The 17,806-nt window shown below is 61.6% G+C and carries 7 protein-coding genes; 4 read left to right on the forward strand and 3 right to left on the reverse strand.

Going from position 1 to position 17,806, the window contains the following annotated elements; all coding sequences use genetic code 11:
• Positions 1–103: 103 nt before the first annotated feature.
• Positions 104–12,601, forward strand: coding sequence for a filamentous haemagglutinin family protein (locus ACIPZE_RS08580; protein WP_400772428.1), 12,498 nt, complete (start codon positions 104–106; stop codon positions 12,599–12,601).
• 47 nt (positions 12,602–12,648) lie between these two features.
• Here the strand turns inward: ACIPZE_RS08580 and ACIPZE_RS08585 are convergent, their stop codons facing one another.
• The 3 genes from ACIPZE_RS08585 to ACIPZE_RS08595 form a co-directional block, all read right to left on the reverse strand.
• Positions 12,649–12,942: a type II toxin-antitoxin system RelE/ParE family toxin gene (locus ACIPZE_RS08585; RefSeq protein WP_400772620.1), complete on the reverse strand. Its 294-nt coding sequence runs from the start codon at positions 12,940–12,942 to the stop codon at positions 12,649–12,651.
• Positions 12,923–13,117, reverse strand: a complete 195-nt coding sequence (locus tag ACIPZE_RS08590) for a stability determinant (protein ID WP_128614194.1) — start codon at positions 13,115–13,117, stop codon at positions 12,923–12,925. Before ACIPZE_RS08590 ends, ACIPZE_RS08585 begins: the two co-directional genes overlap by 20 nt.
• 253 nt (positions 13,118–13,370) lie before the next feature.
• Positions 13,371–14,318 (reverse strand): transporter, encoded by a 948-nt coding sequence (locus ACIPZE_RS08595; RefSeq protein WP_283436706.1) that lies wholly within the window; start codon positions 14,316–14,318, stop codon positions 13,371–13,373.
• A gap of 209 nt (positions 14,319–14,527) precedes the next feature.
• Between ACIPZE_RS08595 and ACIPZE_RS08600 the strand changes: the two genes are divergently transcribed.
• The 3 genes from ACIPZE_RS08600 (at position 14,528) to ACIPZE_RS08610 (ending at position 17,734) form a co-directional block, all read left to right on the forward strand.
• Positions 14,528–15,625 carry an AraC family transcriptional regulator gene (locus ACIPZE_RS08600; protein ID WP_283436705.1) on the forward strand — a complete coding sequence of 366 codons (1,098 nt, stop codon included), beginning with the start codon at positions 14,528–14,530 and terminating at the stop codon, positions 15,623–15,625.
• Between the two features lie 242 nt (positions 15,626–15,867).
• Entirely contained in the window at positions 15,868–16,755 is an 888-nt protein-coding gene (locus ACIPZE_RS08605) for a Dyp-type peroxidase (protein ID WP_400772430.1), read from the forward strand.
• Positions 16,756–16,765: 10 nt separating this feature from the next.
• Positions 16,766–17,734, forward strand: coding sequence for a Gfo/Idh/MocA family protein (locus ACIPZE_RS08610; protein ID WP_400772432.1), 969 nt, complete (start codon positions 16,766–16,768; stop codon positions 17,732–17,734).
• The last annotated feature ends 72 nt before the right edge of the window (positions 17,735–17,806 follow it).

Here is a 17,806-nt window from a genome sequence, read left to right on the forward strand (position 1 = left end):
GTCGCGGCCCTCGCCAACGGCCTATGTCGTAACAGCAGGTTTTTGCAGGCCTGCGGCAGCTTTGGCCACCCAAGTGTGGCAATCAAAAAAGGATCTCGTAGTGATGCTCGCTCGCCCATCCCGTCGTCGTACCCGTGTTCTGTCCTCCAGGCGTGAAGCTGTGGAGCCGACGCTGTGGCTGCTCAAGCCGTTGGCGCACGCCGTGGCGTTGTGTCTGGTGGCGGGCAGTGCGCAGGCGCAGACGGCGTTCAGTTCGAGCTGGTTTGCTGCCAAGGGCGCAGCGCAGCAAGCCGCGGCGGCACGGCCGAGCATGGGCGGTTTGCCGGGCATGACGCCACCGCTGGCTCAACAACAAAAAGCCAATCAGCAATTGCAGCGTTCGATCCAGACCTTGAACAACACCGTTGCCGCGATTGCCGCACAACAAGCGGCGCAGGCGGCCGGACGTGCAGCGGCGCTGGGCACGGTGCAGTTTGTGCCGGACGGTCTGGGTGAGGGCGGTTTGAAAGTCGATAACAGCCTCGCCCAGGGTTGGCAGAACGCCAAGGGCCCACAGCAGACTCAGGCTGACGGCAAGACCACGGTGCAGATCGAGCAGACCGCCGACAAAGCGATCCTCAACTGGGAAACCTTCAACGTCGGCCGCAACACCACGGTCGAATTCGCTCAACAAGCGAACTGGGCGGTGCTCAACCGGGTCAACGACCCGAGTGCGCGGGCCAGTCAGATTCAGGGGCAGATCAAGGGCGCCGGCACGGTGATGCTGGTCAACCGCAACGGCATCGTTTTCAGCGGCAGCAGCCAGGTCAACGTGCGCAACCTGGTGGCGGCGGCGGCCAATATCACCGATATCCAGTTCCGCGACCGTGGGCTGTATTTCGACAGCACCGGCACTCAGCCGACGTTCACCGACGCGGCTGGCAAGGTGTTGGTGGAGCGCGGCGCGTCCATCGAGACGCACAAACCGGCGGTGTCCACCGATGCCGGTGGCTATGCGTTACTGCTGGGCAACGAAGTGCAGAACGACGGCAGCATCAGTACCGCCAAAGGGCAGGCGGTGTTGGCTGCTGGTGATCGCTTTTACATTCGCAAAGGCTCGGGCACTGAGGGTAATACCTTTTCGACGACGTTTGGCAGTGAGGTCACGCCGGGCTTCAAGGCCGGGGCCGTTGCCGGCAAAGTCACCAACAACGGGCTGATTCAGTCCGCCACCGGCGACATCACCCTGGCCGGTCATGAAGTGGTGCAGAACGGTGTTTTGCTCGCCAGCACTTCGGTGTCCACGCGCGGCACGATTCATTTGCTCAACCCGAGCACTGACAGCACCGGCAGCGTCACGCTGGGGCAGGGCAGCGCCATGGCAATCATGCTCGACAGCAGCGACCTCACGGCGCTCGACAGTCAACGCGACGCCGCGCTGACCGGCGTCAACGCCAACAACCGCATCCGTGGCGATCAATCGCGCATCGAGATCCAGAGCGGCGGCAGCGTCGAGTTCCAGAACGGCTCGATTACTTTGGCGACCGGCGGCCAGGTCGCGGTCAGTGCGCAACGACGCAGTGTGGTTCGTGATGGCGCGATGATCGATGTGTCCGGCGCCCTCGGCGTCAAGGTCGCGATGGAAAACAACAACATCAAGATCAACGTGCAGGGCAACGAACAGCGCGACGCGTCGATCAACCGCGAGAAGGGCGCGCTCAACAGCAACGACGTCTGGGTCGATGTCCGCGAATTGGTCTACGTGCCGGCCGGCACCAACGGCTATGCCACGGATCGCTGGTACACGGCGGGTGGCTTGCTCGAAGTGGGCGGCTACCTCGGCACCCAAGGCCACAGCATCGGCGAATGGATGGCCCAGGGCGGTACGGTGAGTTTCGCCGGTAACGACGTGGTCACCGAGAAGGGGTCGCTGATCAATCTGTCTGGCGGCACGCTGGATGTGCAGAGCGGCCAGATTCGTCAGAGCTGGCTGCGGGGGGCCGATGGCAAACTTTACGAAGTCTCGCGCGCGCCGGGCGATCTGCTCTACACCGGGTTGTACAAAGGCTATGAGGACAGCAGCGAACGCTGGGGCCAGACCAGTTACTTCTACAACCCGCTGATCGCGCCGCGCTCACGGTTCGAGTCGGGTTACACCGTCGGCCGCGACGCCGGGCAACTGGTGATCGCCACTGCCAATGCGGTACTCGACGGGCAAATGATCGGCGAGGTGTATCAGGGCGAACGGCAGAATCAGGCGCCGAAACCGGTGCTCGACGGCTATGAACAAAGTCAGACAGCACTGGCGCGGCGAGCGCAATTGATCGTCGGCAGTTACGACCCGACCTACGTCGCGGCGGCGAGTGGCTTGTTGTATACGCTCAATCCGACGCTGGACCAGGTTCAAATGGGCGGCGAACGTCCGCTTGCCGGCAGTGATCTGGACCTGGCCGGGGCGGTGTCCGATGCACGCAAGGGCAAGTTGTTTCTCGATAACGATCAACTCAATGGCTTGCGCCTCGGTGCGCTCAAAGTGGCGGCTAAGGATCAGGTCGTCGTCGACGGCGCACTGACGGTCGATAACGGTGGCGACATCACCCTGTATGCCCCGGATGTGCAGATCGGCGCTGGCCTGACTGCGCGTGGCGGTAGCCTGCGCCTGGGCAACGTGCTCAATCAATTCCTCTCCAGCGATATCGCCGACACTCGGCTCACGGCCAAGGCCGACAAGGCGACGCAGGTCAATGTGGCCGACGGTGTACGACTCGATACGCGTGGCGTGTGGAGCAATTTGCGCACAAACCCGGACGATGGCGCGAACCTCGCGTACTTGAATGGCGGCCTGGTATCGGTCCGCAGCAGTGGCGATATCGATATCGGCGCGGGCAGTCTGCTCGATGTGTCCTCCGGCGGCGCTGTGCTGGCCAACGGCAAGACCCGGGGTGGCAAGGGCGGCGACTTGACGCTGGAATCCAGTGCGATTTCGGCGCCCGGTAAAACCCATCTCGACCTTGCGGGTGAGTTGCGTGGCTACGGCGTTACGGGCGGCGGCACGCTGACGGTGCAGGCCAACAAGATCCTCGTTGGCCAGACCGACCAGGCATTGACCGACAACACCCTGCAACTGTCCGGCGATCTGTTCAGCAAGGGGTTTTCCGCCTACAACCTGATCGGCCTGAGCGGGCTGGATGTTGCCGAAGACACCGCGATTGACGTCACCCTGCCGGTGTTCCGATTCGGTGATGCCGCGCCGAATCAGGTCAGTGGTGTCGATCCGCAAACGGCGCTTGAGTTGTGGACGCCGACGCTGTTCCAGGAAAATCCGACCAAGGGCCTGCTGACCCAGCGCGCCGGCGCCAGCCTGACGCTGCAGGGCGGCGCCAGCCTGATCGGCTTGATTGATGCCGCCAACAGCCCGTTGACCCTGGGCCGCGGTTCGCGCATCAGTGTCGATCCGGGGCAGAGCATCAAGCTGCGAGGGGCAGGGCAGATAACGGTCGAAGGTGAACTGAATGCCTGGGGCGGGACGATTGATATTCGTCAGCAACAGTTTGGCGCGATCAACCCGGGCACCTCCAATCAAGTGGCGGATTCGACTGCGCACAACCGTTCGATCTGGATCGGCGAGCAGGCCGTACTGGATGTCGCCGGACGCGCCAATACGGCCATTGATGTTCTGGGGCGCACGTACGGTCAGGTCGGCAAGGGCGGCAGCATCATCATTGGTGGCGAAATTGACCCGAAACTGGCGACGGCCACAGCGGCCGATGCCTATGTCATCGTTCGTCAAGGGGCTCGAATCGATGCGTCCGGCACCGAAGCTGTTCTCGATATCGCCGATCAGGGGCCGACCCGCGTTGCAACCGATGGCGGGCGCATCAGCCTGAGCTCCTACAACGGCTTGTTCATGGAGGGCAGCTTGCGTGCGGCGGCCGGAGGTGTCGGCGCTGCCGGTGGGCGTCTGGAGCTGGCGCTTGAGGTCCCGTTGTACTTGGATTCGGCAGGCAATGCGGTGCGCGCGCCGAGGGAAATCATTATCGGCCAAGGCTCTGGGGACCAGAAGCTGTCCGCCAACCTGCGGCCGGGCGATGGCGACGATAGTTTGCGCTACGGGCAGACGCGCCTGAGTGCGGATGAGTTGATGGCCGGCGGTTTCGACAACCTGAGTCTGCTGAGCAACGGCTTGCTGTCGTTTGACGGTGACGTCAATTTGCACATGAATCAGAGCCTCAATCTGTATGCCGGGGCGCTCTCGCTGGCAGAAAATTCCACTGATGCGGCACGTATCGATTTGCGCGCGCCGTACCTGCGCCTGTCCGGTGTCGGTACTTACTTTGAAGCGCCCACCATGACGCGGCCACGGGTGACCCTCAATCCCACGAACCGATTGTCGCAGGCCACGTTCAATGCCTCGGCGAATCTGCTGGATGTGGGCAACGGACTGTCGTTCGGTACGCAGGGTGCGATCTTGCAACAGCAAGGACCTGCCGTTGCATACAGCCGCCGGGCATTCGGCCTGGTGTCGCTCGACAGCAGCGGTGACCTGCGTTTCCTCGCGCCCAATGACCGTGCCGAAAAAACCCGCCTGTGGACCCCGGGAGACTTGAATCTCGGTGCGGCGCAAATCTACCCCGCCACGGGCGTGCAGGCTGATGTCCGCGCCGGCTATCAGGGCGCCGACCGGGCGAACGAACACACCCTGCGGATCAGCGGTCGCGGCGCGGCACCTGCGGCGGTGCCTTATTCTGTATTCGGCAGTTTGAGCCTGACCGCAGGCACCATCGAGCAGGGCGGGGTGATCCGTGCACCGTTGGGCCTGATTACCCTGGGTGACGATGTTCTGACCGCCACACGTGAGGTGCGCCTGTTGCCGGGCAGCATGACGTCGGTCAGCGCCGCCGGGCTGGTCATGCCTTACGGTGGCACCACCGACGGCATCGACTATCGCTACAACGACAAGTCGGTCATCTTGAATGGCATCACTGGCCAAACCAATGGCGTGGTTGTCAACTCGCAATACATCGATGTACAGGGCGGTGCGACTCTTGATCTGTCCGGTGGCGGTGATCTTCGCGGCGCCGGTTTCGTTTCAGGGCGCGGCGGCTCCACCGATGCCCGTCTCAATCCGTTGGTGCGCAATGCCGCTGACGGCACCTTCAGCTTGCCAGGGCTTGCGAGCAATCCGGTGTACGCCATCGTGCCGGGCAATCAGAGCGTGTATGCGCCGGTGGTGGCAGAGGCCGCTGCGGTAGATCCGCGGGTCGGCCAGCAGATCACCCTTGGCGCCGGCGTACCCGGTCTGGCAGCCGGCACCTATACCTTGTTGCCCTCCAGCTTTGCCCTGTTGCCGGGGGCGTTCCGCGTTGAAGTGAATGCTCAGGCGACGCCGAGCGGGACGACGCCTGCGCTACAACTGCGCAACGGTTCCTGGACCAGCAGCGGGCAGATGTCGATTGCCAATACCGCTTTGCGTGACAGCCTCGCCAGTCAAGTGATCCTGACGTCTGCCGATGTGTTGCGCCGCTACTCGCAATACAACGAAACCAGCTTGACCCAGTTCATCTACAGCGATGCCGCGCGACGGGGCGTGCCGCGTGCGCTGGCACCCATGGACGGCAAGACGCTGGACTTGCGTCTGAACGCCGGTGGCGAACAAGACATTGCTTTGCAGTTCAACGGGCAGGCGCTGTTCAAGGCCGCCGAGGGTGGCTTTACCGGCACCGCCGTATTGCGCGGGGGCAATGCCGGCGCGAACTTTGAAATCCTTGGTGCAGGGCATGCGCCAACCGCTGACTTCGATGGCGTCTCGGTCTACGCGGACACGCTCAACAACCTCAACGCCGGACGCCTGAGCATCGGAGCGATGCCGAATGTCATGTACGGCAACTCGGCCAACATCATCGGATTCCTTGGCACCAGCAAAGACATTGTTCTGCGTGAAGGGGCGATCCTGTCGGCGCCGGAAGTCTTGTTGCGCACCACGTCGACCCTTGGTGGCATCACGGTCGAGGCGGGGGCCGGGATCAATACACTGGGACGCGGCGATGTGGCCTACGACTCAACGGCCGGCTATTTCTATCAGCCTGACCAATCCAGTCTGTTGCTCGCTTCCAACGGCTGGACCCATGTTCTGGCGCCGAAAGCGGCCAGCGGCATTTCCGGCGGTGGCAGCATCCGCATCGGTGTCTGCACCACGACTGTGTGCAGCAACCCGGCGATCCTTTATTCGGACGGCAGTCTGACGGCCGCCACGGATAATCAATTCGAACTCGACGAAGCGGTGCGTTTCGGCACGCGCCACCTGGCGCTTTCGGTCGGCTCGGTCAATGCCGGCAGCGCCGAAGCACTGACAGCGGCAGGCAGTCGCGTACCGGCGGGGTTGATGCTCAACCAGAACGTGCTCAATCGACTGCTGCGTGGCGATACGCAGTACGGCGCACCGGCGCTGGAAACCCTGAGCCTGACCACTCGCGATGCCTTCAATTTCTACGGCAGCGTGAGCCTCGACACTCTCGATCCCCAGACCGGCCAGAGTAAACTGCAGAATCTGCTGCTGGTCACCCCGGCGATTTATGGCTGGGGCGACGCCAGTGATGTGGCGAGCATCCGCACTGCCAATTTGATCTGGAACGGCGCCACGCAAAGCCCTGGCGGCGTGATCACCGCTGGCGCCGGTACGGGCAGCGGCACGCTGGACATTCAGGCGCAACGTATCGAGTTGGGTTACGACTCGATGCCGCAAGCGAGCGGCCTGGATCAGAACAATCGTCTGGCGCTGGGTTTTGCCAACGTCAACCTGACCGCCAGCGACCGCATCACCGCCAACCACAAGGGCAGCCTCGCGGTGTATCAGGAGCAGGGCACTTACGACCCGGTCAAGGGTTACCGCTACAGCGGCGGCAACCTGAATCTGCGTACGCCGTTGCTTACCGGTGAAGCGGCGTCGGTCAGTGTGCTCAAGGCTGGCAACAATCTGACGCTCAGCGGTGGCGGGGCTGCCGGGGTGGCGGACGCGCTGGGTGCCGAGTTGAACCTTGAGGCTCGCAACATCGTGCTCGATAGCCGTATCGCCCTGGCCAGCGGCAAGCTGACGGTCAAGTCCGAAGGCGATTTGACCCTCGGCAATGCTGCGGTGCTGGACATGGCCGGGCGTACGTTGCCGTTCAACGATGTGAACAAGTACAGTTGGGGCGGCGACGTGTCGCTGTACAGCGCCAACGGCGATATCCGGCAGGCGGCGGGCTCGCGGATTGATCTGTCGGCGAAGAATCATCAGGCCGGCAACCTCACGGCCACCGCGCTGGGCGACGCTGCCGGGACAGTCGATTTGCAGGGTGAAATCCTCGGCGGCAGCAGCGGTTATTACGATGCCGGCGGCACGCTGGTGCCGTACAAGGCCGGGAGCGTGGACATCCGCGCGCAAAACCTCGGCGGGGATGCCACGGCGCAGTTCGCCGCGCTCAATCAACGCCTGAACGCCGGGCAGGTGTTCGGCAGCCGCAGTTTGCAGCTCAAGCAAGGCAATCTTGTGATCGGCGATGGCCTCAAGGCCGGTGACATCAATGTCTCGGTGGACAACGGCAGCCTGACGGTGGCCGGTCTGATCGACGCCAGTGGCGAGCGCGTCGGCAACATTCGTCTGGCGGCGAAAAACGGTATGACGCTGGCCGGCAACAGCGTGCTCGACGCCCACGGTCGAGTCTTGCGCGTCGACAGCTACGGCAAGATCATCGATGCGCCGAACCGCGCCACGGTGGAGCTCAATTCCGGCGAGGGCGTGCTCACGCTGGCATCCGGCGCGCGCATCGACCTGCGTCACGGCACCGATGCGCTGCCCGGTTTCCTCGCCGGTCAACACGACGGAATGCTGCGCGGCACCCTGGAATTGAACGCGCCGCGTCTGGGCAGCAATGACATCGCCATCGACGCCAGCGGTGCGTTGACCATTCAGGGCGCTCGCTCCATTGGCCTCAACGCTACACGCCGCTACACCGATGCCCGCGATGGCGTCGATCAAGCGGTCAGTGGCCGACCGTATCAAGTCATCGATCAGGCCATGCTTGATAGCATCCATGGCGACAGCAACACCTTCATCAATGCGGCGCTGGGCAACAACGATCTGCTGCAACGCAAACTCGCCGGTCTGAACAACGCTGCCTACGCCGATGCATTCCATTTGCGTCCGGGCGTGGAAATCGCCAGCAAAACCGCCGACGGCGACCTGGTGGTGGAGGGCGATCTGGACTTGTCCGGTTATCGCTATGCCAGCCTCAATCCGCACACGCGCTTGAACCCGGCGGTGTACGGTTCCGGTGAGGCCGGCAACCTGGTGATCCGCGCGGGTGGCAACCTCGATATTTACGGCAGCATCAACGACGGTTTCGCGCCGCCGCCGGAAACTCAGGATGATGCCGGCTGGAAATTGATTGCCGGTGTGCAGCCGTTCGGCGCTGATCTGATCGTGCCGGGCAGCGGTGTTTCGCTGGCTGAGGGGACACAGTTCCCGATCGGCGCCACGCTCAATTACGACGTGACAATTCAGGGCGCGGTGTTGGCCAGCGGCACGTTGCTGCCGACTCAGGCGGTGTTGGCTGAGGCGTATACCTTTAGCGCCGGCACCGTGTTGGCCGGGGCTATCCATGATGCCAGCGGCAGCTTGCTGTATGCGACCGGGACGTTGTTCAGTGACAGTGTGACGGTGCCGGCGAACAGCCGTTTGGGTGCCGGTATCCGTCTGAACAAGGCGACCAGCCTGCAAGCCATGAACTGGCCCAAAGGCGTGCCGTTGCCGGGGGTTTACAACGCCGACCTGCAAAGCGTTTCCGGGGTCAGGCTGAGTGGTTCGCTGGCATTGCTGCGCGGATCGCTGATTCCTTCCATGACCGACGTGAAACTGGCCGACGGCACTTCATTGATCGAACTGCGTCCGTTTACCGGCGACCAGCAAGGCAAGAACTGGGCAGTGGCGAGCATGTTGCCGTCGGGCAGTGCGTCGTGGTCGATGCGCGTGGTGGCGGGTGCAGATCTTGGCGCCGCTGACAGTCGGGCGGTGCGGCCGCTGACCACTGAGGGCAATCTGCACCTGGCGGATACTCACTACGGGGTGAAAGTGACAACGTCTGCGGGGAAACTGGTCTGGACTGCTGACAACCCGTTTGGTTTTGCCGAGTTTGAGCCTGTGCCAGATGAGTATCTTCCCCTTTGCGATGTACAGGTGGGTAGTTGCGCACCCATGGCGCGCTGGGTCTGGGCACCAGGCAGCGGAATGGGAGCCGATTATGAGCCGGTCCCGGAAGACTTCCAGATTATCTGTGAAGTACAACCTGATCTGTGCATCGGCAACAATCCGGGGAAATCCGCCAATGCCCATACGCAGATGTTCAGCGTATTACGCACCGGCACTGGCGATCTCGACCTGATCGCCGCCGGCAATCTGAGCATGGACTCGCCGTTCGGCGTGTATACCGCAGGCACTCAGTCAGCCAGCGTTGACCCGCTCTATAACCAGAAACGCGGGCATCTCTCGGACAGCGATTCGGTGCTGGGCACGGCGGGTGTCGACTATGAGAAATGGGTCAACGGTGGAGCGGACAGCTTGTATCAAGCCTGGTATCCGCAGTTGGGCGGCAACCTGACGATCAACGCCGGGGGCTCGGTTTCCGCCGATTCAGTAGGCAAGAAGGCGCTATCGTCGGGTGGCGGTTTCCGTGAGCAGATTGCCAGCGCGTCAGTGGGTAACTGGCTGTGGCGCCAAGGCACAGGCAATCCGGATGTGCCCACCGCCTGGTGGATCAACTTCGGCAGTTACGCCACTCAGTTGATGACAGCCGACGGCAATACCGAACCGTATCTGATGGGCTTTACCGGTTTCGGCACCTTGGGCGGCGGTAATATCAGCCTGCGTGCCGGAGGTGACGCCGGTATGCTCAAACCGTTGGGCGATGCCATCAATTATCCGCGCAGCCAAGGGCTTATCGTTGCCGTGGGCAGCACAGGTCGTATCGCCAGCGATGGCAGCGTGCAGATGACCGGCGGCGGCGATATGGACATTCGCATCGGCGGCGCGCTGAACCCATCGCTGCAAGCGCGGGCCGGAGACAATGGGACGAGGGCGCCGAGGCACGACCTGCAAGGCGCGCTGATCAATTTGCGCGGGGCGGCGCAATTGACGGGCGGGGCACTGGGCGGCATCAACCTGCAATACGGTGCCATTTCACAGTCGCATGATGTCCGTGAAACCCGACCGCTGGATCCTTTCACCTCGACCACCAGCAACGCGTCCGGTGGTCTGGTGCTGATTCCTGGTGACTCGGGCATGAGCCTGAGTACTCGTGGCGACCTGGTGCTGGGCGGTGCGGCCGATCCAGGTCGGGTGCGTCTGTTCAACGCCTCGCCACTGCTCGATAGCAGCGGCAATATGGGTATCGGGGGCATCCTGAGCGGCTTCTCGCTCTGGACCGATCACACCGCCATCGATCTGTTTTCTGCCGGTGGCAATCTTACGCCGAGTACTCAATTGGCGGAGGTCGATGGGCGTCTCGACCCTGTGAGCGGCGCCAATACCTCGCCCACCGATGGGCGCTTTGTCTATCCGTCGATTCTTCGGGCTGTGGCGGCTCAGGGGTCGATTTATGCCGGTCCATCGGCGGCATACGGCGAGGGCAACGCAGCGCCGACTACCGCGTATTCACTGTTGTTGGCACCTTCGACAGCCGGACAACTCGAACTGTTGGCCGGCGATTCCATCTATGCCGGTGGCTATGCGATCAATCAATCCGGCGCTAGCCCACTGGCCATTGCAACGCCTTTCAAACCGGCATTCCAAGCCTTCTCCAGCAGTAGGGTCCAGAAGCCCCTCAACAGCAACTACGCCAGCGACGGTGTTAAGCCTGACGCCAATTCGCGTTATCCGTTGTTCGCTTTTGGTCCCAACAGCTATTCCGGATTGAATGACGTGCAGGGACCCGCAAGGTTTTATGCCTTGACCGGCGATCTGGTGGGGATACGCAGTGGTGAGACGTTGAGATTCGATAACTCGAAACGCACTTGGTACGAAGCCGCAGGCCCGGTCTGGATGGTTGCCGGACGTGACATCGTGGCATCCGGGACCAACCTGGGCCAACCGACAGCCGTGCGGCCCGATGAGATGGGCGTGGGTCGGGAAGGCATCACCTCGACCGGCAACCTGTTCGTTCATAACGACCCGCGAGATGTATCGCGGGTGTCGGCCGGACGCGACATTCTTTACAGCAGCTTCGATATTGCCGGCCCAGGCACGCTGGACATTAACGCCGGGCGCAACATCCTCATGGAGAACCGCGCCAGTATCACCAGCCTGGGTTCGTTGGTGGCCGGGGATCAGCGGCCTGGCGCCAGTGTTGTGCTGCAGGCGGGCACAGGCGCGCAAGGGCTGGATTACTCACGGTTCATCGCGCGTTACCTGAACCCGCAGAACCTCGCTGATCCGCAGGCCTCTCTCAACGGCCAGCCAGGCAAAGTGGTCAAGACCTACCTGGACGAGTTGCAGAGCTGGCTGACCCTCGGCTATGGCTTCAGCGGCAATGCCGAACAGGCACAAGCGTTCTACGCCGCGATACCGAGCGCCGAACAGGCAATCTTCGCGCGTCAGGTGTACTTCGCTGAACTGCGTGCCGGCGGTCTGGAATACAACGATGTCGACGGCCCACGCCAAGGCAGTTATCTGCGTGGTCGCAACGCTATCGCCGCGTTGTTCCCGACTACTGATGTGGCGGGCAATCCGATCCGCTACGACGGCGATATCACGCTGTACGGCGGCGCTGGGGTCAAGACCCTGTTCGGCGGCGACATCCAGATGCTCACGCCGGGCGGCGGTCAGGTGTTCGGCATCGAAGGCGCCGCGCCACCGTCGACGGCGGGGATCATCACCCAAGGCTCGGGCAACATTCAGCTCTATTCGCAGGGCAGCATTCTGCTGGGGCAGAGCCGGATCATGACTACCTTCGGCGGCTCGATTCTCGGCTGGTCGGCCGAGGGCGACATCAACGCCGGTCGCGGCTCGAAAACCACGGTGGTCTACACCCCGCCGAAACGTGTTTACGACACCTGGGGCAACGTAACGCTGTCGCCATCGGTACCGAGCACCGGCGCCGGTATCGCCACGCTCAACCCGATCGCCGAAGTGGCGCCGGGTGACATCGACCTGATCGCGCCGCTCGGCACCATCGATGCCGGCGAGGCGGGGATTCGTGTGTCGGGCAACGTCAACATTGCCGCACTGACGGTGGTCAACGCCGCCAACATTTCGGTGCAGGGCAAGGCGTCGGGTGTACCGGTGGTGTCGGCGGTGAACACCGGCGCGATCACATCAGCCAGTTCCGCTGCATCCTCGGCCACGCAAGCGGCGGAAGACGTCGCCCGTCAGCAGCAAGCAGCTGCGCGGCAGAACCAGGCGTCGGTGTTTACCGTGCAGGTGCTGAGCTTCGGCAACGAACAACTTGCGCCGTCTCGCGATGGTGCAAGCCGTGCCCCGGCGCCGGGCTACAACCCGAACAGCCCGGTGCAGGTGCTGGGGGCAGGGGCGCTGGATGAGCAGGCGAAACAGCAGTTGACCGAGGAGGAGCGCGGGCAACTGACGTTGTAAAAGACTCTCGTGCAGTACGTTTGGGCGGCCGGTTGGTCGCCCTTTTTTTATGTTGATGAGATTAGTGGGTATTGTTGTCGAGTGTGGACTAACGTCAGTATTCTGATGTGCCCGTTCACTCGATAGACCAGTAGATAGTTTGGATTGACCACCATTTCCCGAGTGCCCGGTACCCGACCGGATCTGTAACCATAGAGAATTGATGAAAGCCTTTGCGTTGCTGCACCCACCTTGCGCTGCAGAGCCGCTGAAGCGTTGGAATTGTATTGTTCAATGTAATCGATAATGTCAGCCAGATCGTCCAGAGCTTGATCGCTCCATTCAAGCGGCAGCGCGTCGATTCTTGCGTTTCTCTTCTAATAATTGGTCGAGCCGCACCATGGCTTCCTCATGGGGAATGCCTGGGCGAGGATCATCCAGTGCAGCCTGCACCTTGGCACGAAACCAGCGATCGTAGCTCTCGGCCTCTTCTTCGGATTCGAACTCAGAATAAAACGGGGAAAGCAATATGCTCATATGACCTCCGTGATCAATGTCAAGCAGTCTAAGGGGGAACGGCCCGTTGTCGTCACTGGCTGACGATGCACCCCATGAGCCCTTGAAGAACCATGGGATAACGTAGCCCAGTATCTGCAAGCGCCCCCTTTAAATCTGCCAGACGTTTCCTCCTGTTGTCCGGTAATCTCGACCGCCGCTGTAGGCATATTCCACTCATGCGTTTGTCAGGTTTTCAGGCTACAAGTCAAAGTGCGCTGTCCTACAAATGCACTCAGAACGCATAGGGGATACTCACCTTCGCCCACAACATTTCACCCTCTGGCCGGTTCTCCACATCAAATTCCTTGGCCCAGCGAATCTCCGCGCTGGCGTATTTGAGGAAGGTGAAGTGCAGCGCCGGACCAATCGCGAAGACTTCGCCGCGCACGCCGTCATCGACGTCCTGTCCGGCAAACTGCACGGTGTGGCCGAACTGTTTGTCGTCGGTGGTCTGCTTGAGGTAGTAGCCGTTGAGGCCGAGCATCAAATCATCAGTGATCTTGTAGCTGGCCGAATAATCGAAGTGGAAGATCTGCCCGGACTTGTAGTCGGTGTCCTTGTTCTTCTCGTTGAAGCTGTAGGTGGTCTTCATCGACACTTCGGTCTTGTCGGTCGGCAGCCAGGTGAAGGAGAACAACGGTTTGTAGGTGTAGAAATTGTTGCTGGTGTTGGCCAGCCGATCGACGCTGTATTCGCCGGTCGGCACGGTGACTTCAATGGCCGCGCCGAGCGTCAGGTTCTTGCCCATGTCCCACAGAATGATCGGCGCAATGGTGGTATCGCCCATGCCTTCGCGGGTGTCGCTCAAGCCGAATACCGAGACTTCCTGTTTCAGCCACGGCTGGGCGATGTAGCCGGCCAGGCGCCCGCCGAAGATCCGCACGGGGCTCAGATAGTCGAGGCGCGGAATCACCGCAGTGGATTCGATTTCGACGTTGGGCACCTTGCCGCCGAACGAGCTGATGTTGAGTTTGGTCGCCTTGTAATGGTTGTAGTAGAGGTTGAACGCGACCATGTTTTCCGGAAGGCTGTCGACTTCCAGCGGCAACATGAAGAAACCGTCGGTGCCGGTGCCGATGTTGTCGACGCCGGCTTCGGTCGCCAACGCCGGTAGGGTCACGGCGCCGCCCAGCAAGCAAAGGGCCAGGCGCAGGGGGAATGTCGCGCGGTTCGGGTGCATATCCGTCCTCATTATTATTGTGTTTTGGGCGCAACGCCGGCACGCAGTACGCCCGGCACTCTAGAAATAAGCGCTTGGCGCCCGGCAGGGCAGGGTATTGGCGGACATTGAGGGGACTTCTGCGGACAGCTGGCAAACCCTGTGCTAACTTCCATCGACATAACCGGTTACAAAAATAACAATCAAGCGTGATCCGGAATGTCATCCCCATGAATGTAAAAGTCCAAGACCCGACTTTCGAACTGGCGCTGGTCTCGCCGTTCCTCCTGCAAACCCTCGCCGAAGTCGCGCAGAACAAGGGCGTCGACCCTGAAAGCCTGTGCCGTGGCCTGGGCTTCACCCTTGAAGATCTGCAAGACCCGGCGCAGCGAATTTCCTATCGCCAGGCCGTGGCAATGATTCAACGCGCACTCAAAGTGCTGCCCAATCAAGGTTTGGGGCTGTGGGTCGGCGCGCAGAACGTGCTGGGTACGCTGGGTTTGCTTGGGCATGTGTTGTCGCTGTGCAAGACTTTGCGCGATGCCTTTGCCCTCGGGATTCGTCATCAGCACACCTCGGGCGGGATTGTGGTGTCCAGTGTCGATGTGGTCGGCGCTCAGGTGCATCTCGATGCTGAATGTCGCTTGCCGTTTGCCGATGTTCAGGTGTTCGCGGTGGAAGAGTTTTTCGCCAGTTTGCTGGTGTACGGCCGAGCCTTGGCGGGCGCTGATTTCAAGCCGATTGCCGTCGAGTTTGTGCACGCCGCGCCGGATTACCTCAGCGAATACCATCGTCTGCTGGGACCGGAGGTGCGTTTTGGTTGCTTGCACAATCGCATGCTGATCGATGTGCAATGGCTGGACGTCAACCTGCCCAATCATCATTCGCTGGCGCTGCGTCAGGCCGTCGCCTTGCTGGAGCTGGAAGCGGCGCAGGTGCATCAGAAGCTTGATCTGATTCAGGCGGTGGAGCGGGCGATTGCGCGGGATCTGAGTCGCGGCAGCCATATCGAAAAGATTGCCGGTGATTTGAACATGAGCAGTCGCACGTTGCGTCGGCGCTTGACCGAGCATGCGCTGACGTTTGAGGCGTTGCTGGAGCAGGTGCGCCAGGCGCGGACGATGAGTTTGCTGGCCAATCCTGATATGCCGATCGAGCGGATCACTGAAGAAGTCGGCTACAGCGATGTGCGCAGTTTTCGCCGGGCGTTCAAACGGTGGACGGGGTTGAGCCCCAGCGCCTGGCGTAATGACGCCAACCCTCACCCCAGCCCTCTCCCAGAGGGAGAGGGAGCCGACCGCAGTGTCTTGCGAGTTACATCGACCTGAAAGATTGTGTCGATTATGGACTTGAGAGATTGAGGCTGACCGAGGTGTCTTGAGTCATGCACCGACCCGAAATTATGGATTCACGTGATGCACGTTCAAGTCGGTGTAGATCTCTAATATCCCCGTATCAGTCCCCTCTCCCCCCGGGAGAGGGCTAGGGTGAGGGGCTTTTGACTTCCATCCAAACCCACACAAAACCTCCGGCCACAGGTAAACTCCGCGCACTTTTTCAAGGAGTTCTCATGAGTTACTACCAGCCGGGCATTCTCGCCACCCCCGTTCCTGCGCAAGCACGTCACCTGTTTTTCGCCCTCGAGTCGGTAGAAGCACTGCCGCAGGCGATCGACAACCTGATGAATCAGGTGGACGGCAAGTCGGCAGTGGTCGGTTTTGGCGAATCCCTGGCCAAGGCCCTCAACGTGCAGATCGACGGCCTGCGCAGCTTCCCGGCGCTGACCGGCGTTGGCGTCGAAAACCCGTCGACCCAACACGCACTGTGGGTCTGGCTGCACGGCGTCGACCGTGGTGAATTGCTCAATCGCTGCAATGCTATCGAAGCCGCACTGGCCCCGGCGCTGCGCCTGGTCGAAATGCAGGAAGCCTTCCGCCACAAGGACGGCCACGACCTCACCGGTTACGAAGACGGCACGGAAAACCCGCACGACGAAGCCGCCATCGCTGCCGCCCTGCAAAGTGCAGGCACCGACGGCATGGTCGGCGGCAGTTTCGCCGCGATCCAGCAGTGGCAGCACGACCTCAAGGGTTTCCACAAACTTTCCGCCGATGACAAAGACAACATCATGGGCCGGCGCCTCAGCGATAACGAAGAGATCGACGACGCGCCAGTTTCCGCCCACGTCAAACGCACCGCGCAGGAAAGCTTCGCCCCGGAAGCGTTCGTCGTGCGCCGCTCGATGCCGTGGATAGAAGGTGATCGCGCCGGCCTGATGTTCCTTGCCTTTGGTTTCTCGCTGGATGCTTTCGAAGCGCAATTGCGGCGCATGAGCGGTCTGGAAGACGGCATCACCGACGGTTTGTATCGCATCAGCCGACCGATCACTGGCGGCTACTACTGGTGCCCGCCGCTGAAGGACGGCCACCTCGACCTGCGCGCCTTGCGCATCGGCTAAAGGAACAGACATGGACGTGGTGCGCTGGGGCATGATCGGTTGTGGCAGCGTCGCCGAGCGCAAGAGCGGGCCGGCCTTCTACAAGGCGCCCGGTTCGGCGCTGGTGGCGGTGATGGGCCGACGGCTTGAGGCGGTGACTGACTACGCCGCGCGCCACGGCATCGCGCGGGTCTACACCGACGTCGATGCGCTGATCAACGATCCCGAGGTCGACGCGGTGTACATCGCCACGCCCCCCGACAGCCACCACGCCTATAGCCTGAAAGTCGCTGCCGCCGGCAAACATTGCTGCGTGGAAAAACCCATGGCGCTGAGTGCCGGGCAAAGTCGCGAGATGCAGCAGGCATTTGCCGAGGCCGGTTTTCATCTGTTCGTGTCCTATTACCGCCGTTCATTGCCGCGTTTTGCGCAGGTGCGGCAATGGTTGGCGGAGGGGCGCATCGGTGAGGTTCGGCATCTGAGCTGGACGTTGACCAAAGCACCTTCACCGACGGATCTGGACGGTCGCGACAACTGGCGCACTGACCCGGCAGTGGCTGGCGGCGGGTACTTCGCCGATCTGGCCAGTCATGGTTTTGACCTGTTCCAGTATCTGCTTGGCGACATTGTCGAAGTGGCCGGATTCACCGCGCGTCAGGCCGGGTTGTATGCCGCCGAAGATGCCGTCAGCGCCAGTTGGCGGTTCGCCTGCGGGGCGCTGGGCATGGGTTGCTGGAGCTTTGTCGCGGATCGGCGCGAGGATCGGGTCGAGATCATCGGCAGCCGTGGGCGAATCAGTTTTTCGGTGTTTGATGAGCATCCCGTGCAATTGCATGCCGATGAAATCATCAGCCTGGAAATCCCGCATCACGAACATATTCAGTGGCATCACGTGCTGGGCATGAATGCGCACATTCGTGGTGGTTCACAACATCCCGCCGTTGCCGAACAGGCCCTGAAAACCGACTGGGTCATGGATCAGATCCTCAAACGCTACTAGCACACAATTCCCCTGTAGGAGTGAGCCTGCTCGCGATAGCGGAGTGTCAGACACCGGATTCGTATCTGATAC

Source organism: Pseudomonas sp. NPDC089741, assembly GCF_044748825.1.
GTDB lineage: Bacteria > Pseudomonadota > Gammaproteobacteria > Pseudomonadales > Pseudomonadaceae > Aquipseudomonas > Aquipseudomonas helmanticensis.